Source organism: Rathayibacter sp. AY1H2 (genome assembly GCF_002931985.1).
GTDB lineage: Bacteria > Actinomycetota > Actinomycetes > Actinomycetales > Microbacteriaceae > Rathayibacter.
This window is the reverse complement of record NZ_PSUV01000004.1, coordinates 122,530-141,123: the sequence shown is the minus strand read 5'-3', so window position 1 is coordinate 141,123 and position 18,594 is coordinate 122,530. Positions and strand designations below refer to the sequence as shown.

Here is an 18,594-nt window from a genome sequence, read left to right as displayed (position 1 = left end):
CGATAGGAATGGGGACATGCAATCCCCGAGAGTGATCCATCTCGTCGCCGATGACGTGTCCGCCCTCCTCACTCAGTCGGGAGGCGACCTGCCCGTGCTGCTGCACTGGGGTCCGCGACTCGACGCGAGCGACGACGATCTCGCAGCTTTCGCAAGAACTCCCGTGCGGACGGGGATCGAGGGCTCCTCCGACGTCCCCTACGAGCCCGGGATCCTGCCCGAGCACACCTTCGGCTGGGCCGGCCTGCCGGGTCTCCGGGTGCACCGGGAGGGCGCCGGCTGGTCGCCGAGGCTGACCGTGGACACCGTCTCGGTGGACGGGGAGGCCCTCGCGGAGGGCGCGGTCGCGCAGGCCGGCAGCGCCGCCGTGACCGTCGAGGCGCACGACGCGCAGGCCCGGATCGGGGTCGTCCTAGAGATCGTTCTCTCTCCTGCCGGACTGCTCAGGACCCGCGTCTCGGTCCGCAACGACGGCGCCGGGCACCTCGAGGTGATCGGCGTCGACCCCGCCCTCCGGATCCCGACCGAGGCCCGCGAGATCCTGGACTTCTCCGGCCGCTGGGGCACCGAGAAGATCCCCCAGCGCCACCCCGTCGTCACCGGCACCCACTCCCGCTCCTCGCGGCGCGGCCGCACCGGCCTGGACGCGACGACGGTCGTCGCGGTCGGCACCCCCGGCTTCGACTCCGCCGACGGCCGGGTCTGGCTCTGCCACGTCGGCATCGGCGGCAACCACGAGCACGCGGTGGAGCGCGGCGACGGCTGGCTCGCCTTCCGCGGCGGCGAGCTGCTCCTGCCCGGCGAGGTGCGCCTCGCGAGCGGCGAGAGCTACTCCTCCCCCTGGATCTCCGGCAGCTTCGGCCGCGGCCTCGACGCTGCGGCCGCCCGCTTCCACGCCCACCTCCGCGGGGTCTCCCGCTCCTCGCGCCGGCCGCGCCCGGTGACGCTCAACGTCTGGGAGGCGGTCTACTTCGACCAGGACCTCGCCGTCCTCGCCGAGCTGGCCGACCGAGCCGCCGCCCTCGGGGTCGAGCGCTACGTGCTCGACGACGGCTGGTTCCTCGGCCGCAGTGACGACCGCGCCGGCCTCGGCGACTGGACGCCCGACCCCGTCGCCTGGCCCGACGGCCTCCTCCCCCTCGCCGAGCACGTCCGCGGCCTGGGCATGGAGTTCGGCCTCTGGGTCGAGCCCGAGATGATCAACGAGGACTCCGACCTCGCCCGCGCGCACCCCGACTGGATCCTGCGGGCCCGCGAGGAGCTGCCGCCGCGGTTCCGCTTCCAGCAGGTGCTCGACCTGACGAACCCCGACGCGTTCGCGCACATCCTCGGCGTGCTCGACGGCCTGGTCGCCGACCTCGGCGTCGCGTACCTCAAGTGGGATCACAACCGCGACCTGATCGACGCGGGCCACCCCGCCACCGGGACGGCCGCGGTGCACGAGCAGACGCTCGCGCTGTACCGGCTGATCGACGAGCTGCGCGCCCGGCACCCGGAGCTCGAGATCGAGAGCTGCGCCTCCGGCGGCGGCCGGGTCGACCTGGGGATCCTCGAGCGCACCGACCGCGTGCACACCTCCGACAACCAGGACCCGCTGGACCGCTCGCGGATGCTGCGCTGGACCGGGCTGCTCGTGCCGCCGGAGATGCTCGGCTCGCACGTCGCCTCGCCGGTCAACTCCGTCACCGGTCGCACCAGCGACCTGCACACCCGCTGCGCGATCGCCTTCCTCGGCCACTTCGGGATCGAGTGGGACCTCCGCGAGCTGGACGCGGAGGAGGAGCCCGTGCTGGCGGGCTGGATCGCGGCGTACCGCGAGCACCGCGGCCTGATCGCGACCGGCCGGGTCGTCGGAGGCGACGACTCCGACCCCGACGCGCCGTCGCTGCGCGGCGTCGTCGCGCCGGACGGCTCGGAGGCGCTGTACACGCTGGTCACGCCTGCGCTGACCGCGGACTCGCGCCGCCGCGTCCGCCTCCCGGGCCTGGATCCGCGGGCGCGCTACCGGATCGAGACCGCGCGCCCCGGCTCGCTCGGCCCGCCCTGGCAGAGCCCGCACTGGCTGGAGTCGACGGTGCCGCTGGACTCCGACGCCCCGGCCCCCGCCTACTCGGGGAGCCTGCTGGGCGAGGCGGGCCTGGACCTGCCGACCTTCCACGCCGACCGCGCGATCGTCCTGCGGCTCGTCCGCAAGACCGCGTGAGCACCGCCGCCGACCCCGGCGTCCTCGACACCGCCGGCACCGCCGCCGACCCGTCCGCCACCATCCTGGAGCACCCCGTGAACAGCACCGTCACCGTCGACCTCGACCGCCCCGGCGCCACCATCAGCCGCCACCTCTACGGCCATTTCGCCGAACACCTCGGCCGGTGCATCTACGACGGCTTCTGGGTCGGCGAGGACTCGCCCGTCCCGAACGAGGGCGGGATCCGCCTGGACGTCGTCGAGGCCCTCCGCGCCCTCGACATCCCCAACCTCCGCTGGCCCGGCGGCTGCTTCGCCGACCGCTACCACTGGACCAACGGCATCGGCCCGCGCGAGGAGCGCCCCGGCCTGATCAACACCCAGTGGGGCGGAGTCGCGGAGGACAACTCCTTCGGCACCCACGAGTTCATGGCGCTCTGCGGGCTGCTCGGCGCCGACGCCTACATCTCGGGCAACATCGGCTCCGGCACCGTGCAGGAGATGGCGGACTGGGCCGAGTACCTCACCGGCGCGGGCAAGTCGCCGATGGCCGACCTGCGCCGCTCCCACGGCCGGGAGGAGCCGTGGACCGTCCGCTTCTGGGGGCTCGGCAACGAGACCTGGGGCTGCGGCGGCAACATGCGCGCCGGCGCCTACGCCGACCTGGCGCGGCAGTTCGGGACCTTCGTGCAGAGCGGCAACGACACTCCGCTCTACCGCGTGGCGGCCGGAGCCGACGGCGCCGACACCCACTGGACGCAGACGCTGATGGAGGTGATCCCCGAGATCGAGGGGCACCCCTTCTCCTCCGTGCCGTGGGAGTCGGTCTCGGTGCACTACTACACGATCGGCGGCAGCTGGCACGCGAAGGGCAGCGCGACCGACTTCGACGCCGACACCTACTGGAGCACGATCGTGGCCGCGCAGGGGATCGAGGAGCTGCTCCGCTCGCACGCCGCGGTGATGGACGTCCACGACCCCGAGAAGAAGTACGGGATGGTGCTCGACGAGTGGGGCACCTGGTGGGACGTGGAGCCGGGGACCCACCCGGGCTTCCTCTTCCAGCAGAACACGATCCGCGACGCGATGGTCGCGGCCTGGCACTTCGACGTCTTCCACGGCTTCGCCGACCGCCTGACGATGGCGAACATCGCGCAGACGGTGAACGTGCTGCAGGCGATGCTGCTGACCGACCCGGACGGCGGCGAGATGGTCCGCACGCCGACGTACCACGTGTTCGAGATGAACAAGGGGCACCACGACGCGACGGTTCTGCCGACCACGGTCGCCGGCCCGACGCACGCGGTCGACGGCCGCGAGATACCCGTCGCCTCCGCCTCCGCCTCCACGAAGGACGGCCGCGTCCTGGTCTCGCTGACCAACGTCGACCTGGAGGAGCCGCTCGAGGTCTCCCTCGACTTCCGCGGTGGGACCGTGACCGGCGCGACCGGCCGCCTCCTCACCGCCGACCGCCCCGACGCGCACAACCGGCCCGGCGCCGCCGACGAGGTGAGCCCCGTCGCCCTCGAGGGCATCGAGACCACGGCCACAGGCCTGCGGGTCACGCTGCCCCCGCACTCCTTCGCGACCGTGACGCTGGAGCTGTCGTGATCGCCGCGCGCACGGAGGCCGCCCGCCGCCCGCCGATGGGCTGGAACAGCTGGGACTGCTTCGGCGCCTCGGTGACGGAGGAGGAGGTGCTCGCGAACGCCGAGTACCTCGCCGAGCACCTCCTGCCGCACGGCTGGGACACGGTCGTCGTCGACATCCAGTGGTACGAGCCCGATCCCGGCACGAGCGGCTACCAGGAGGTGTCGGAGCCGGTGCTCGACGACTGGGGCCGCCCGCAGCCCGCCGTCGGACGCTTCCCCTCCGCGGCGACGGGCGGGTTCACGGCGCTGGCCGCGCGCGTGCACGCCCTCGGCCTCCGCTTCGGGGTGCACCTGATGCGCGGCGTCCCCCGCCGAGCGGCCGAGCTCGGCCTGCCGGTGCTCGGGGCGGAGGCGACCTGCGCCGACATCGCCGACCGCGGGAACGTCTGCCCGTGGAACCCGGACAACTACGGCGTCGACATGAGCGCGCCCGGCGCGCAGCAGTACTGCGACTCCGTGATGGCGCAGCTGGCCTCGTGGGGCGTCGACTTCGTGAAGCTCGACGACGTGCTCTACCCGCCGATCCAGGCGGAGGAGATCGCCGCACTCTCCCGCGCGATCGACGCGACCGGCCGTCCGATGGTGCTGAGCCTCTCCCCCGGCAAGCAGCTCTCGCTCGAGAACCTCGAGCTGCTGCGGTCGACCGCGCAGATGTGGCGGATCTCGGACGACTTCTGGGACGACTGGGCCCACCTGCACGAGCAGTTCCAGCGGGCGGCGCGCTGGGCTCCGCACCAGCGTCCCGGCGCCTGGGCCGACGCCGACATGCTGCCGCTGGGGCGGATCGGCGTGCGCGCGCACGTGGGCGAGGACCGGCTCTCGCGGTTCACGCCCGCGGAGCAGCGGACGCTCGTGACGCTGTGGTGCCTGCTCCGCTCGCCGCTGATGATGGGCGGGCACCTCCCGGACACGCCCGCCGACACTCTGGCGTTGCTGACGAACGACGACGTCCTCGCGCTGCTCGGCAGCGACGGCAGCCGCGAGATCGTCCGCGACGGCGACCTGGTGGTGTGGTCGGCGTGGCGCGGCGACGAGCAGTGGCGCGGAGTGTTCTGGCTGGGCTCATCGGCGCGGACCTACTCCGCGCACCTGGCCGACCTGGGCTGCTCCGGCGCGACCTCGGCCGTCGACGTGTGGAGCGGCGCCGAGCTGCCGATCGTCGGCGGCGCCGTCGAGCTCGAGCTCGAGCCGCACGGCTGCCGCCTGCTGCGCCTGGCCTGACGCCCGCCCGCCCCGGCTCGCCTCGGCGAGAAGCCAGGAGTCGTCGCACTCGAGACCGACCGCGACAACTCCTGCACACTCGCGGAACCGCGGTCCGGATGAGCCCGACGAGAAGCCAGGAGTTGTCGCACTCGAGACCGACCGCGACAACTCCTGCGCACTCGCGACCGGCCTCGGGACGCCGGACGCCCGTCGCTCCTGTGCCGAGCACCCCGAGACTCCAGGAGTTGTCGCACTCGAGACCGACTGCGACAACTCCTGCACACTCGCGGAACCGCGATCGGAGGAGTCCGGCGAGAAGCCAGGACTTGTCGCACTCGACGTCGAGTGCGACGACTCCTGCGCACTCGCGAGCGGAGGCGGCGGCCGATGCGCCGAGACGACGGAGGCCGCCGCGCTCGAGCTCGAGTGCGACGGCCTCCGGACCGTCAGGAGCGGGCGCCCGCGGATCAGGACTCCGTGTCGACGAGCGAGTCGAGGTGCGCGAGGTCCTCGGACGAGATCTCGAAGTCGACGTCGGCGTTCTCGACGATGCGCGAGGGCGTCGTCGACTTCGGCAGCGGCAGCACGTCCTTCTCGAGCAGGTAGCGGATGCAGAGCTGCGCCACCGACTTGTCGTACTTCGCGGCGATCTCGCCGATGTCGGAGTTGTCGAGCAGGCCGCCCGTCGCGAGCGGCGAGTACCCCTCGACGAGGATGCCGTGCTCCTTGCAGTACGCGGTCGTCTCGTCCTGGGTGTTGCCGACGAACCAGCGGATCTGGTTGGCGTGCGGCACCACGTCGGTCGCCGCGATCAGCGACTCCAGATCGGCGACCTGGAAGTTCGAGACGCCGATGGCGCGCGAGCGACCGGCCTCGAGGATCTCCTCCATCGCCTTCCACGCCGCGATGTTGCCCTCGCGGTGGTCGGAGCCCATGTCCTGCCAGGGCCACGGGGCGTGGATGAGGTACAAGTCGACGTGGTCGAGCTCGAGCGCCGCCATGGTGGTCTCGAAGCTCGCCTTCGCGCCCTCGTAGTCCTTCACCTCGGCCGGGAGCTTGGTGGTGATGAACACCTCGTCGCGCGGGACGCCGCTGTCGCGCAGGGCCCGGGCGACACTCGCCTCGTTGCCGTAGGCGCGGGCGGTGTCGATGTGGCGGTAGCCGGCCTCGAGCGCGGCGGTCGTCGCGTCGTAGGCCTCGGGGCCGTCGGGGATCTGCCAGGTGCCGAACCCGATCTTCGGGATGGCGACTCCGTTGGACAGCGTGAACGTGTCGGTCAGGGCGGGCATGACTCTCCTCTGCATCGGTCTTCTCCGCGGGCCGCCACCGGCGGCGCCGCTCCTTCCACGCTAGGCCGAGCCCCCGGCTCGCGCGGGCCCCTTGCGCTGTGCGCCTGCGGTGCTACGCGGCCGTCGCGCTCCGGGCCGACGACCCCGCAGAAGTCGCAGGACTCGCGCGCGAGTACCGCGACTTCCGCGGGGTCGCGAGCCGGCACCGCCGGCCCGCCCCCCGCGAGCGGCCGGCGCCTCCCCCCTGAGGCGCCGACCGCTCAGCCTCGCGCCACCGACCAGGGGGTCCGCAGCGCCCGCTCGGCGAGCAGCCGCCGCTCCCCCGTGATCGACACCTCCGCCGTCACCGCCGCGTCCGCCGCCGAGGCGCCGGCCGTCAGCCGCAGCGGCCCCGGGTCCACGGCGAGCCGGCCGTCCTCCCCCGTCACCGCGAGCCGGGCCGCGTCGACGTGGAAGTGCACCGTCATCGTCTCGCCCGCCGCGATCGGCACGCGCGCGAAGCCGATGAGCTGCGCGACCGGCCGCACCACCGCCGAGGTCGGGTAGCCCGCGTAGAGCTGCACCACCTCGACCGTGTCGGCGCCGTCGTTCCGGAGCGATACCGCCACGTCGAGCGATCCGCCGACCGGCAGCTCCGCCGCCGTCGCCAGCTCCGTGTACGTCACCGCGCCGCGGGTCAGCCCGTAGCCGAACGGGTAGAGCGGAGTCGCGTCCAGCGCCGTGATCCCGGGGTTCGAGAGCCCGAGCGACGGCTGCAGGTACGTGGTCGACGCGGACGGGAGCCGCGGGATCTGCACGGGCAGCCGCCCGGTCGGAGCCACGCGGCCCGAGAGCACGCCGGCGACCGCGGCCGCCCCGTCCGCTCCCGGGAAGAACGCCTGCACGAGTCCGCGCGCCGCTCCGAACGCCCCGAGCGCGTAGGGCCGGCCCGAGAGGACGACCACCACGGTGGGCACGCCGGTCTCGAGCACGGCCGTCACCAGCGGCTCCTGCGCTCCGGGGAGGCGGAGGTCGGCCGCGTCGCAGCCCTCGCCCGAGGTGCCGTCGCCGAAGAGCCCGGCGATGTCGCCGACCACGACGACCGCCGCATCGGAGCCGCGGACGAGGTCCACCGCCTCCTGCACGCCGTCGGTCGACGCGGAGGTGATCGAGCCGCCCTCCGCGAAGCGCACGCGCGACGCTCCGAACTCCTCCTGCAGCGCCGTCAGCACCGTCGGGATCGACAGGCCGAGGTCGTGCCCGGGGTGCTTGGAGAGCACGTGGTTGGGGAACGCGTAGCAGCCCACCAGGCTGCGGAACTGGTCCGCGGCCGGTCCCACGACGGCGAGCGAGCCGGAGGACAGCAGCCCCGCGACGTCCTCGTCGCGCAGCAGCACGACCGACTCCTCCGCGATCCGCGACGAGATCGCGCGGTTGCGAGCGCTGTCGAGGTCGACCTCCTCGGCCCCGTCGGGCACCAGCGGGCCGCCGTCGAGCAGGCCCGCCTCGAACTTGTGGCGGAGGTGCCTGGCGACGGAGCGGTCGAGGTCGGCCTCGTCGACGACGCCCTCGCGGATCAGACGCGGCAGCTCGCCGTACGCCGCCGTCTGCGGCAGCTCGACGTCGACCCCCGCGTGCAGCGCCAGGCGCCCCGCGTCGGCCGCGTCGACCGCCACGTGGTGCATGGCCTGGAGGAACGGCACCGCCCAGTAGTCGGCGACGACCGTGCCCTCGAAGCCCCAGCGGTCGCGGAGCAGCGTCGTCAGCAGGTGCCGGCTGGCGCTGCTGGGCACGCCGTCGATGTCGGTGTACGAGGTCATCACACTGCGGGCACCGCCGTGCCGCAGGGCGGCCTCGAACGGAGGCAGCACCGTGTCGGCGAGCTCGCGCGGCCCCATGCTCACCGGGCCGTGGTTGCGGGCGCCGCGGGAGGCGGCGTACCCGGCGAAGTGCTTCAGCGTCGCGACGACGCCGGTCCCCTCCAGCCCCGCGACGTAGGCGGCGCCGAGCTGCGAGACCAGGTACGGGTCCTCGCCGAGGGTCTCCTCGACGCGGCCCCAGCGGTAGTCCTTCACGACGTCGACGACCGGGGCGAGGCCCTGGTGGATGCCGAGGGCGCGCATGTCCGAGCCGATCGCCTCCGCCATCTCGCCCACGAGCTCCTCGTGGAAGGTGGCCGCCCAGGCGAGCGGAGTGGGGAACGCGGTCGCGCCGTACGCGGCCAGGCCGGTGAGGCACTCCTCGTGCGCGATGGCCGGGATGCCGAGGCGGCTGCCGGCGACCACGCGCTCCTGCAGCTCGCGGAGCCGGCGGACGCCCTCCGGGACGGTGACCGGCTCGGTGCCGAACACGCGGGTCAGCTGGCCGAGGCCGCCGGTGAAGAGGTCGTCGCCCGCGGCGGGCCCGTCGTCGAGCTTCGGGGCGAAGTCGTCGGCGGAGTCGGTGAGCCAGACGGAGCCGAGCTGCGCCGCCTTCTCCTCGAGGGTGAGTTCCTGGGTCAGGAGGCGGGCGCGCTCGGCCGGAGGCAGAGCGCGGTCCCGCCAGTCCCGCCCGGGAGGACGCGCGGCGTGCGTCCCGGGCAGTGCTGGGGAAGCGTCGTGCATCAGCCCTTGAACGCCCCGTCCATGATCCCGGACACCATCCGGCGGCCGACGAAGAAGAACGCGATCAGCAGCGGGAGGGTGGCCATGAACGATCCGCCCATCGCCAGGGCGACGTCGATCGAGCGGTTGGCCTGCAGCTGCTTCAGCGCGATCTGCACCGTGAACAGCTCCGGCGACTTGAGGACGATGAACGGCCACATGAAGTCGTTCCAGACCGCGGTGAACGTGATCAGTCCGAGGACGAACGCCGCGGGGCGGACCACCGGGAAGGCGATGCGCCAGAACAGCTGCCACGAGTTGGCGCCGTCGATGCGGGCCGCCTGGATCAGCTCGTCGCTGACCGTCGTGGACATGTGCTGCCGCATCCAGAAGATGCCGAAGGCGCTGGCCAGGCCCGGCACGATGATCGCCTGGAGGGTGTCGACCCAGTCGAGCGCCGAGACGATCAGGTACTGCGGGATGATGCTCAGCTGCGCCGGCACCGTCATCGTCAGCAGCACGATCAGGAACAGCACGTTGCGGCCCGGGAACTGCAGCTTCGCGAAGGCGAAGCCGGCCATCGCGCAGAGGATCGCCGAGATGACGGCGATGCTCAGCGACACGATGAGGCTGTTCAGCATCGAGGCGATGAACGGGACGGTGTCGAACACCTTCTCGGCGATCGCCATGAAGTTCGTGCCCGGGTACAGGCGCGGCGGGATCGACGTGACGGCGGTCGCTCCGACCGACGCGACCACGAACATGTAGTAGAGCGGGAAGATCGAGACGAGCACCGCGATCACGAGGAAGACGTAGGTCGGCCAGCCGACTCCGCCGCCCTTCCCGCGCCGCTTCGGCAGCTGTGCCTTCTGGACCGTGGGGGCCAGCGTCTGCGGGACGGCCTGGTCGATCACATCCGACATCAGACGGCCTCCTTCCGGGTGCGGGTGGAGAGGTAGAAGTTGAGGAGGGAGACGAGGACCACGATCACGAACAGCACGACGCCGATGGCGGATCCGTAGCCGAACTTGAACTGGCCGAAGCCCTGCTCGTAGAGGAAGAGCGCCAGCGTCTGGCACTGCCGGCCGGCGCCGCAGGTGAGGCCCGATTCGGGAGCCACCAGGAGCGCCTCCGTGAAGATCTGCAGACCGCCGATGGTCGACATGATCACGGTGAAGACGATGATCGGGCGCAGCGCCGGGATCGTCAGGTGGCGGAACTGCTGCCAGCTGGACGCGCCGTCGACGGAGGCCGCCTCGAACATCTCGCGGGGCAGCGACTGCAGGCCCGCCAGGTAGAGGAGCGTGTTGTAGCCGAACCAGCGCCAGAAGACCATCGTCGAGATGACGATCCAGGAGCCGTAGTTCGTGGCGAGGAAGTTGATCGACGGCAGTCCGAAGATGCCGAGGAACCAGTTGATCAGGCCGAAGTTCTTGTCGAAGATCTGCGCGAACACGATCGCGGTCGCCGCGACGGAGGTGATGTACGGCACCAGCAGCGCCATGCGGAAGAAGTTCGCCCAGCGGAGGCGGGCGTGGTTCAACAGGTGCGCGAGGAAGAGGGCGAACAGCAGCTGGGGCACCGTCGAGATGATGAAGATGCCGAAGGTGTTGACCAGCGCGTTCCAGAACCGGGAGTCGGCGAAGAGCTGCTGGAAGTTCGCGATGCCGACGAAGGTCTGCTCGCCGATCGGGTTCCAGTCGAAGAGCGAGACGTAGAACGTGAACAGGAGCGGGAAGAGCCCGAAGACGATGAAGATGATGAAGAAGGGCGCGACGTACGCGTAGGGGGCGATCCGCTCCGAGAGGGAGTTGCGGATCCGCGCGGCCTTCTGGACCGGCGCGCTGGGCTGCTTGCGCTGCTTGCGGGGTGGTGCTGCTGTCACCGTTGACACGGGAGTACCTCCGTCGAGAAAGGGGGGAGGGGCCCGGCGCGCGAGGCGCCGGGCCGCTCGGGTGGGTGGGGCGATCAGCCGCCGATGGCCTGCTTGGCCGTGTCGAGTGCGGTCGACCACGCCTTGTCGGAGGTCACGTTGCCGGCCTCCAGCTCGACGAGGGTGTTGAGGAGCGCCCCGTTGATCGGGGTGGTATCCGGTCCGTTGTAGAAGGACGGGAACTGCTCGACGGAGGTCGCCATGACCTCGCCGATCTTCGAGTCGCCGAAGAACGGGTCGGTGTACGACTGGACCTCGTCGCTGGCGACCGCCTCGGTGGCGGCGGGCAGCGTGCCCGAGGCCTTGAAGTGGTCGGTCTGGCCCTCGGCCGACATCATCGTCTTGATGTACTGCCAGGCGGCCTCGGGGTGCTCGGCGCGGGCGGGGATGGCGATGACGCTGCCGCCCCAGTTGCCGCCGATGCCGGGGACGCTGGTGACGCGCCAGTTGCCGGCGGTGTCGGGGGCGTCGGTCTTGATGCCGGCGAGGATCCACGAGGGGGCGATCGTCACGGCGAAGGCGCCGTTCGCGCGGCCCGGGGCCCAGCCCGAGGACCAGGCGGCGATGCCGGCGCTGATGCCGGCGTCCTTGGTGTCCACGGCGACCTGGAACGCGTCCTTCACCTGCGGGTTGGTGTCGTAGACCAGCTCGCCGTCGGGCGAGTAGTACTTCTCCGAGACCTGGTTGACGGTCGAGAAGAAGACGCTGGTCTCGATGTTGTCGACGAACGGCTTGCCGGTCGCCTCGGTGTACTTCTTGCCGGTCTCGATGAAGGACGGCCAGTCCTTCCAGAGCTCGGCGACCTGGTCGGGCTCGGTCGGCAGGCCGGCCTGCTCGAAGAGGTCGGCGCGGTAGGCGAAGCCCAGTCCGCCGACGTCGGTCGGGACGCCCACGACGGAGCCGTCGTCGGCGGTCGCGGCGGAGGCGGCCCACGGGAGGTAGGTGGAGGCGACGTCGTCGCCGCCGAGGGTGCGCAGGTCGAGGAAGTTCGAGCTGTTGGCGACGAACTGGGGCAGGTCGTCGTTCTGGATCATGACCAGGTCGGGCACCTTGCCGCCGGCGAGGGCCGCGGTGAGGGCGGTGGCGGTCTCGGTCGTGCTGCCGACCTCGGAGAGCTTGATCTTCGCGTCGGGCATCTTCGCGAGGTACTCGTCGACGCTGTCCTTGGCGTTGATGCCGGTGAAGGACCAGAAGGTGGCTTCGGCGTTCGGGTCGTCCGAGGCGCCTCCTCCCCCTCCGGACGAGCACCCGGTCAGGGTGAGCGCGACTACTGCTGCTGCGGCGGCTACGGCCGTCAGGCTTCTTTTCACGACAATTCCTCTTCGTTGGGGATTCGCAGGGTTTCGGTGAGGGCGGGCCTCAGAGAACGATCTCTTGGCGGCCAACCTAACCCGCCCTCGAGCACGATGCAAGCGAGAACCGGTCTCCGCGAGATAACGATCTCCGCCTAGTATCAAAGGGAAGTTTCGCAAATCGAGCAGTTCCGGACGGCCGCCCGCCGCCCCGTGCGAGTCTTCACTCCGACGTTCTCCCCACCGTGCTCCGCGGGGAGGCACGGAAGCCGGACCCTCCCCTCGCAGAAGGAAGCAGCATGACTCGACCCACGCTGGTGGACGTCGCCCAGGCCGCGGGCGTCTCGCGCGCCACCGCCGCCCGGGTGCTCGCAGGCGGCACCAATGTCGACGTCCGGATGACCGCCGCGGTCGAGCGCGCCGCGAAGTCCCTCGGCTACGAGGCGAACAGCGCCGCCCGGATGCTCCGCGGCGGGCGGGCCGGGGCCATCGCCCTGATCGTCGCCTTCAACGAGCTCGACAGCCTCACCGGGACGTTCTTCACCTCGGTGCTGAAGGGCGCCGCGAAGGGCCTCTACGCCGGCGAGGTGCAGCCCGTGCTGCTGCCCGCCGACCACGACGACAGCGACCGCATCCCCCGCTTCCTCCGCTCGCGGGCCGTCGACGGCGCGATCGTGATCCTCCAGCACGAGATCACCCACCTCGCGCAGGCGCTGGCCGACTCCCCCGTGCCGATCGCCTGGGTCGGCCGCCCGCGCGTCGCCCTGCCCGAGGGCGCGATCGTCATCGACTCCGACAACTACGGAGGCGGCCGCCTCGCCGCCCGCGCGCTCGCCGACTCCGGCCGCCGGCGCCTGGGCATCATCGCCGGCCCGCACGACATGGAGCCCGCCCGCGACCGCATCCGCGGCTGGCGCGACGAGCTCACCGAGCTCGGTCTCGACTCCAGCCCGATCGTGCACGGCGCCTTCACCCTCGAGAGCGGTTCCGCCGCGATGGCGCGCCTCCTGCAGCGCCACCCCGACCTCGACGGCGTCTTCGCCTCCTCCGACCTGATGGCCAACGGCGCGATCCGCGTGCTCCAGGCGTCCGGCCGCCGCGTCCCCGCCGACGTCTCCGTGATCGGCTTCGACGACGTCGTCATCGCGACCACCTCGGATCCGACCCTCACGACCATCCGGCAGCCCCTGGAGGACATGGGCCGCGTCGCCGCCGAGACCGTCGTCGCCGTCGTGCAGGGCCGCCCGGTCGACCGGCAGCCGATCCTCGCGACGACCCTCGTGCAGCGCGAGTCCGCATGACCCCGCCTCCCCCGCACCGCCTGATCGTCAGCACCGACGCCGCGAACGAGGCCGACGACCAGTTCGCGATCGTCCAGGCGCTGCTGACCGACACCCTCGACGTCCGCGGTCTGGTGGCGGCGCACTTCGGCCGGCCGGGGAGCATGCCGGAGTCGCGCGCCGAGATCGACCGCATCGTGGAGTTGGCGGGATCGACGGTGACCGTCGTCGACGGCGCCGAGTCGGCCCTGCCCGCCGAGGCGTCGGACGGCGCCCGCCTGATCGTGGCCGAGGCGCTGCGCGACGAGGGCCGCCTGTGGATCGCCGTGCTCGGGCCGCTGACCGACGTCGCCGCCGCCCTGCTGCTCGAGCCGTCGATCGCCTCCCGCGACATCGTGGTCGTCTGGGTCGGCGGCCCGCCCTACGACGAGATCCCCGCCTACAGCCCCGAGTTCAACCTGATCAACGACGTCGACGCCGCGAACCGCGTCCTCGAGTCGGGCATCGCCCTCTGGCAGATCCCGATGCCCGTCTACTCCGGAGTCGGAGTCGGGCACGCCGAGCTGCGGACGCGCCTGCGCGGAACCAGCCCCCTCGGCGACTACCTGGTGGACCAGCTGATCGCGTTCAACGACACCATCCCGTACGGGCCGCTCGACTTCCGGTCGCTGGGCGACAGCCCGGCCATCGGCGCCGTGATGAACCCCGCCGGCGGACGCTGGCGGGAGCGCCGCGCACCGCGGTTCTCCGCGGACGGCGAGCTCCTGCCCGACGCAGGACCGCACACGATCCGGGTCTGCGAGGCGTTCGACACCCGCTGGCTGATCGAGGACCTGTTCGCGAAGCTCGTGGAGTTCGGGGAGCGGTCGGGCGGCGAGCGCTGATGGTCCCTCGTGGCGAGGCATCCGATGCGTGCGCTCGCTGAACAAACGAAGGCCTTCTGCGATGCGAGCGGACACCGCGGGTTGCTCGCACGATCCCGAGATCAGGTGTAAAGACGCAGCTCGGCTTCGAGAAGCGACTCAGCCCTGAGTTCCTTTATGAGTTCTTGAAGAGCTTCCACCGCGACGGTCTCGGCGCTCTCCGAGTCGGTCGCCTTGTGCGCAGCTCTCAGTACCGCTTGATGTCTATCGTAGATCGGATGCTCTGCATAAACAGCCTCGAGCACATCCGCGAAATCGACGAAATACCGGTAGAGAGTGCCGATGCCGACGCTGGCGCGAGCCGCCACCTTGGCGGTTGTCGCCCGATCTCTACCCACCTCGATGACGACTTCGCGTGCCGCCGCGACGATCGCGGCTCGCGTTCGATGAGCTCGATCTTGGAGTGGTTTCACTGGTGTGCTGCGATTTTTCGCTCCTGTCATACCTTTCATCCTCTCACCACACGCCTGGAACGTGACACATACTCATATGGTCGATCGGAGTGTGCTGCCAACGAGAGTCGCATTGCGGGCGGCCCCCGAAGTGATCTCACCAGCGCGCTGGCCGCCACCCTTCCGGCCACGCCAACCGAGGGCGCTGAAGCAAGCGAAAGCGGAGGAGAGAAAGAAGTAGAGCCGAATTCACGAAGATCCGAGTAAGACTCCTCGCTCACGAACGCGCCACTTATCCCGCCACTTGAAGCTCCGCTCTTGACCGTTCCTGACTTCGCTGCAAGCCTTCTTCAAACGCGGAGATCAATCCGCATCTGAAAAAACGCTACAGATGAAAGGCCGTTCGATATGCCATTGAGGGAATTCAGAAGTGCCAATGAGAGTAGAGACAAGAAGCTAAAGGTGGATCGCATGAAGCGTTTCCGTTCCTTCGCTGCAAGCCTGCTTATTGCGGGCATCGCAGCCACCGGAATCGGACTGGTCTCTACGGGACCGGTGATGGCAGCACAACCGCCCGCCGGCTACCCCAGTACAGACACCTTCGCGACGGTGTCGAGCAGTACGCATGGGAGTTTCCCGATCCGGCGCGGCTTCTACGATGCAGACATCGAGCGCGGGTGGGGCCTCGACAAGGTTTTCCACAAGCACAACATCTGGAGCACCAACGCAATGAAGAAGGTGATGGCTTCCACGAACAGCACGCTGCAGGGGAACGGCAATTACAATCTCAAGGCCTACGCGGGCAACTACGACTGCGTCGACGGCAGGTGCGTGCTCCGCGAGCAGGTCGAGTTGCTGGGCATCTACAATCCCCGGTCGTACGACCTGTACTACGGATGGCCCGTCGGCGGAAAGATGGGCATGCAGACCCTCTACTGCAAGCAGGGCGGCGAAGCTCGCTGCGCCGACTGGGTGACGTACTCGATTGACTACCCAGGTGTCGACAACCCGTTTAGCCGGTCGAGCACGCCTGCGGAGGAAGGGCTCACGGCGGACCAACAAGCGAAGCAGGCCGAGATCCTCGCGTCGCCGGAGATCGAGGAGCTGAAGGCAGAGATCGCAAGCGACGTGACCGAGGTCGCGTTCGACTACGCGCCCCTGCCGGAGATCATGTTCACGGAGTAAGTTCGGTCAGTAGCAGAGGAGAAGAAATCTACTCTTCTCCTCTGCTACTGTCGATTAGGAGGAGTTGGGCAATGACACAGGCGGAACATACAGCCGACGCCTTCCTGCGAGGAGTGCGTGTCTTCCTAAAGCAAGATCGTGCTGGTGATATCGAACTTATTCACTGCTGGGCACAGGAACCTAATGACGCCTTCATCCTCTATAGATATCGAAGAGGACCCTCCAACGTTTTCGGGTGGCATGAACAGCTTCTCACGTCCGAAGGAGTGGAAGCCGCACTACTTCATGGTATGGATACAGCCCAAGAGCTTTCGGAACCCGTTGGAACCGCGTCTATCAAGGCTGATGAGAATGGCATCAAATGGGTCGGGCAAGCAATTCATACCAGCCAGCCGAAACTTACCTTCGAGGCAGTGACTTTATTGCGTTCCGCTATGGAACGCTAGAAGAGGTAACGCGGGGCTTCGCAGGCCCGGCGGCGTGGCCCTGTGGCCGGGAAGGGTGGCCGACGGGCATGGGGCTGGGCGTTTACATACCCGCGAGCCCCTGTGGTACCTCCTAGTTGGGTGTGACGGCGGAGGGAGGAGGGAGCGAGCCTTTGCTCGAGCGGTGCGTGTGAGCGCATCGCGTCACTCAGCTCCGAGCACCGTGCTGTCAAGGGGTCGGTTCAGGGTCCTGCGCATGGTGTCCGACCTGATCGGCACCTACGACCGGGAGACGACCTCCGCGAGCATGAACAAGGGTGTGCGCTCGACCACGAGCGCGTTGAAGCGCGAACTGATCCTCGACGTCGCGGAGCTGGCGAACCTCCCCACACCGCGGAAGGGCCGCAAGATCGGGCGCGCGGTGATGATGCCCTCCGGTAACCGTGCCGCGATCCTGCGCACCGTCCCGTGGCTCGACGGACCCAAGGCGCTGGTGGAGTCGATCAACGCCTCCATCGCGAACCACAAAGCGGGCAAGCCCGCACCGACCACGCCGCCCCTCGTCACTACCGCCGCTATGGAGAAAGCATGACCGCAGACGACTTCGACCCGTTCGGCGGTGAGGACTCCGCACCCGCCTCGGAGCACGCTCCGGCGCAAGACGAGGAGGCAGTGACGACGCACTACGGGTCCGCGGATGAGTTCGTGCGCAAGCAGCTCATCAGCACCTACCGGCGCCGGGTGATCGCCTACGGCTCCGGGGGCGGCATGCGCTGGAAAGCGGCCTGGTGGGAGAGCAAGGAGGCAGTGCAGCGCATCGAAGCCCTGTGGCGGGCGTGGGAGGCCGCACGACGAGACGAGACGGACGGGCCGAGCACCTGGTGGGTCAACCACTGCGACCCGCACATGAACGTGCTCCTGTCGATGGATGGGCCGTTCGCGGACTCTCGCGACGAGAACGACGGCGGTGATCCGCTGCCCTACACGCCGCCACCGGTCGGCATGTTCGAGGACGACAACCAGCCTCCGCTCTACACCGAAGTGGTGGCAGCGCGAGACGGCGCCGTACGCTGACCCCAACCACCAGAAACAAGCGCCCTTTTCATCAAAATTGACCTTATGTCAGTTCTCGGCCCATGCCGTCTCGTGATGCATGTCGTGGCGGAATTGGACGCTCAGCGTCCCGCCGATCGATCCCCATTCGGGATGGCACTCAGCCCGGAAAGGCCCTGTGTCATGGGTCGGTGAGAAGCTGGCGCGGTGAGCACGCATTCGGGCCCCGTGCCGCGCAAAGCGCGGCTTAGCGGCAGAGATCGAACGGGATCTCCTCACGGGCGACCGGTCGAGGACGTCCTGCGCAGGCTGCCTGTGGATAACTTCCTCAGCAAGCATTCAGCTTTGACTTTCAGCCGTGTAATTCGTGACCGAAGCGTGACCCAGCTCGAAAAGCAGTCCGTTTCGGCCCCTGACGGCCCCCTGGCGGCTCAAGATCCTGTGGATAAACCAGGAGGTGTTTACCACATTTCCGCTGCGACAGAGGCGCAGAGCGGACCACTGAGTTACAGTTGTGAATGTAAACAGCCCCGATCTGCTCCTGAGCAGATTCGGTGCTCATAGGCAGATCGGGGCCGAGGGTGTCTGTGGAAGGACTCCTTGACCTTAGAGGTTCCATGGCCTCTGCGTGAAGCGGGCTCCGGCCCGTTGACGCGACGCTGCCTCCCTCATATAGAGAAGTGGAGCACGTGATGTCGAAGTCGTCACGGTCGGCCAAGCCCTCGAAGGCTGCCCTGTCGAAGGCGGGAAGGACCCTCGCGTCCGACTCGTCCGGCAAGGCCGCCAAGTCGAAGGCCGGCTCGACCCTCGGAAAGGGCTAGCCCCTAAGGTCCGTGGCTCCTCCCGGAGCCACGGACCCTCGTCGACGTCTCGATGCACGGCACGCTTCCCCAACGCCCGTTCGGGCAGGGAGCTCACACATCACCATGTCATTCACGTTCAACGAAGCAGCGCTTCGCCGCGAATTGCAGCAGCAGGTCCAGTCGACCCTCGACGATGTCGCCCGCAAGCGGAGCCGCGCGCTCGCGGCTCTGCACGGCCGCTATGCCGGTCGACCGGTCAGCGAGATCAAGCCCGCGCTTCAGCGCATCTTCCGCCAGGACGGCGGTGACCTCACCGATCCGGAGCTGAGCCAGTACGCGGAGGCGATCAGCTCCGGGACCAGGATCACCTTCACGGCCGAGAAGGTGCGGTGGTAGTGATGGTGCGCAGAGTCACTCCC

17 protein-coding genes are annotated in these 18,594 nt (G+C 69.6%); 11 read left to right on the top strand and 6 right to left on the bottom strand.

The window, feature by feature from the left end:
* Positions 1–16: 16 nt before the first annotated feature.
* From C5C29_RS05375 to C5C29_RS05365, 3 genes are read left to right on the top strand one after another with little or no spacing between them, the layout of a single operon-like run.
* Positions 17–2,203, top strand: a complete 2,187-nt coding sequence (locus C5C29_RS05375) for an alpha-galactosidase (RefSeq protein WP_104308057.1) — start codon at positions 17–19, stop codon at positions 2,201–2,203.
* The gene (locus tag C5C29_RS05370) at positions 2,200–3,795 is read left to right on the top strand and encodes an alpha-L-arabinofuranosidase C-terminal domain-containing protein (protein WP_308470863.1); all 1,596 of its coding nucleotides are present in this window, start codon (positions 2,200–2,202) and stop codon (positions 3,793–3,795) included. The genes C5C29_RS05375 and C5C29_RS05370 overlap by 4 nt, the downstream gene beginning before the upstream one ends.
* Positions 3,792–5,057 (top strand): glycoside hydrolase family 27 protein, encoded by a 1,266-nt coding sequence (locus C5C29_RS05365; RefSeq protein ID WP_258069461.1) that lies wholly within the window; start codon positions 3,792–3,794, stop codon positions 5,055–5,057. Before C5C29_RS05370 ends, C5C29_RS05365 begins: the two co-directional genes overlap by 4 nt.
* A 449-nt stretch (positions 5,058–5,506) precedes the next feature.
* Here the strand turns inward: C5C29_RS05365 and C5C29_RS05360 are convergent, their stop codons facing one another.
* From C5C29_RS05360 to C5C29_RS05340, 5 genes are all read right to left on the bottom strand, one after another.
* The gene (locus tag C5C29_RS05360) at positions 5,507–6,328 is read right to left on the bottom strand and encodes an aldo/keto reductase (RefSeq protein WP_104226493.1); all 822 of its coding nucleotides are present in this window, start codon (positions 6,326–6,328) and stop codon (positions 5,507–5,509) included.
* Between the two features lie 260 nt (positions 6,329–6,588).
* Positions 6,589–8,910, bottom strand: coding sequence for a glycoside hydrolase family 3 N-terminal domain-containing protein (locus C5C29_RS05355; RefSeq protein WP_104308056.1), 2,322 nt, complete (start codon positions 8,908–8,910; stop codon positions 6,589–6,591).
* Entirely contained in the window at positions 8,910–9,812 is a 903-nt protein-coding gene (locus tag C5C29_RS05350; protein ID WP_104224678.1) for a carbohydrate ABC transporter permease, read from the bottom strand. The genes C5C29_RS05355 and C5C29_RS05350 overlap by 1 nt, the downstream gene beginning before the upstream one ends.
* Complete coding sequence (locus tag C5C29_RS05345; protein ID WP_104224677.1) at positions 9,812–10,774, bottom strand: carbohydrate ABC transporter permease; 963 nt, start codon at positions 10,772–10,774, stop codon at positions 9,812–9,814. The genes C5C29_RS05350 and C5C29_RS05345 overlap by 1 nt, the downstream gene beginning before the upstream one ends.
* An 83-nt stretch (positions 10,775–10,857) precedes the next feature.
* Positions 10,858–12,132: an extracellular solute-binding protein gene (locus C5C29_RS05340; RefSeq protein ID WP_104224676.1), complete on the bottom strand. Its 1,275-nt coding sequence runs from the start codon at positions 12,130–12,132 to the stop codon at positions 10,858–10,860.
* 281 nt (positions 12,133–12,413) lie between these two features.
* On the opposite strand from C5C29_RS05340, the gene C5C29_RS05335 reads away from it, so the two are divergent.
* The gene (locus C5C29_RS05335) at positions 12,414–13,415 is read left to right on the top strand and encodes a LacI family DNA-binding transcriptional regulator (RefSeq protein WP_104308055.1); all 1,002 of its coding nucleotides are present in this window, start codon (positions 12,414–12,416) and stop codon (positions 13,413–13,415) included.
* On the top strand, positions 13,412–14,278 hold the full coding sequence (locus C5C29_RS05330; RefSeq protein ID WP_104308054.1) for a nucleoside hydrolase: 867 nt from the start codon (positions 13,412–13,414) through the stop codon (positions 14,276–14,278). The genes C5C29_RS05335 and C5C29_RS05330 overlap by 4 nt, the downstream gene beginning before the upstream one ends.
* A 101-nt stretch (positions 14,279–14,379) precedes the next feature.
* Here C5C29_RS05330 and C5C29_RS05325 read toward each other — a convergent pair whose 3' ends face one another.
* Entirely contained in the window at positions 14,380–14,760 is a 381-nt protein-coding gene (locus C5C29_RS05325) for a TetR/AcrR family transcriptional regulator (protein ID WP_181128752.1), read from the bottom strand.
* 411 nt (positions 14,761–15,171) lie between these two features.
* Between C5C29_RS05325 and C5C29_RS05320 the strand changes: the two genes are divergently transcribed.
* From C5C29_RS05320 to C5C29_RS05305, 6 genes are all read left to right on the top strand, one after another.
* A complete protein-coding gene (locus C5C29_RS05320) occupies positions 15,172–15,894 on the top strand; it encodes a hypothetical protein (protein WP_104262297.1) in 723 nt (240 codons plus the stop codon).
* A 71-nt stretch (positions 15,895–15,965) separates the two neighbouring features.
* On the top strand, positions 15,966–16,340 hold the full coding sequence (locus tag C5C29_RS16805) for a hypothetical protein (RefSeq protein ID WP_146076867.1): 375 nt from the start codon (positions 15,966–15,968) through the stop codon (positions 16,338–16,340).
* Between the two features lie 235 nt (positions 16,341–16,575).
* Positions 16,576–16,911, top strand: coding sequence for a hypothetical protein (locus C5C29_RS05315; RefSeq protein ID WP_104308052.1), 336 nt, complete (start codon positions 16,576–16,578; stop codon positions 16,909–16,911).
* Complete coding sequence (locus C5C29_RS05310; protein WP_104308051.1) at positions 16,908–17,393, top strand: DUF4913 domain-containing protein; 486 nt, start codon at positions 16,908–16,910, stop codon at positions 17,391–17,393. The genes C5C29_RS05315 and C5C29_RS05310 overlap by 4 nt, the downstream gene beginning before the upstream one ends.
* A gap of 671 nt (positions 17,394–18,064) precedes the next feature.
* Complete coding sequence (locus C5C29_RS17405) at positions 18,065–18,193, top strand: hypothetical protein (RefSeq protein WP_258063410.1); 129 nt, start codon at positions 18,065–18,067, stop codon at positions 18,191–18,193.
* 105 nt (positions 18,194–18,298) lie between these two features.
* The gene (locus C5C29_RS05305; RefSeq protein ID WP_104262294.1) at positions 18,299–18,571 is read left to right on the top strand and encodes a hypothetical protein; all 273 of its coding nucleotides are present in this window, start codon (positions 18,299–18,301) and stop codon (positions 18,569–18,571) included.
* Positions 18,572–18,594 lie beyond the last annotated feature (23 nt).

Coding starts and splice junctions, on each gene's coding strand:
- C5C29_RS05350 (WP_104224678.1), bottom strand. CDS start 9,812: ATGTCGGATGTGATCGACCAGGCCGTCCCGCAGACGCTGGCCCCCACG.
- C5C29_RS05335 (WP_104308055.1), top strand. CDS start 12,414: ATGACTCGACCCACGCTGGTGGACGTCGCCCAGGCCGCGGGCGTCTCG.
- C5C29_RS16805 (WP_146076867.1), top strand. CDS start 15,966: ATGACACAGGCGGAACATACAGCCGACGCCTTCCTGCGAGGAGTGCGT.
- C5C29_RS05375 (WP_104308057.1), top strand. CDS start 17: ATGCAATCCCCGAGAGTGATCCATCTCGTCGCCGATGACGTGTCCGCC.
- C5C29_RS05330 (WP_104308054.1), top strand. CDS start 13,412: ATGACCCCGCCTCCCCCGCACCGCCTGATCGTCAGCACCGACGCCGCG.
- C5C29_RS05305 (WP_104262294.1), top strand. CDS start 18,299: ATGTCATTCACGTTCAACGAAGCAGCGCTTCGCCGCGAATTGCAGCAG.
- C5C29_RS05315 (WP_104308052.1), top strand. CDS start 16,576: ATGGTGTCCGACCTGATCGGCACCTACGACCGGGAGACGACCTCCGCG.
- C5C29_RS05355 (WP_104308056.1), bottom strand. CDS start 8,910: ATGCACGACGCTTCCCCAGCACTGCCCGGGACGCACGCCGCGCGTCCT.
- C5C29_RS17405 (WP_258063410.1), top strand. CDS start 18,065: ATGTCGAAGTCGTCACGGTCGGCCAAGCCCTCGAAGGCTGCCCTGTCG.
- C5C29_RS05325 (WP_181128752.1), bottom strand. CDS start 14,760: ATGACAGGAGCGAAAAATCGCAGCACACCAGTGAAACCACTCCAAGAT.
- C5C29_RS05360 (WP_104226493.1), bottom strand. CDS start 6,328: ATGCCCGCCCTGACCGACACGTTCACGCTGTCCAACGGAGTCGCCATC.
- C5C29_RS05310 (WP_104308051.1), top strand. CDS start 16,908: ATGACCGCAGACGACTTCGACCCGTTCGGCGGTGAGGACTCCGCACCC.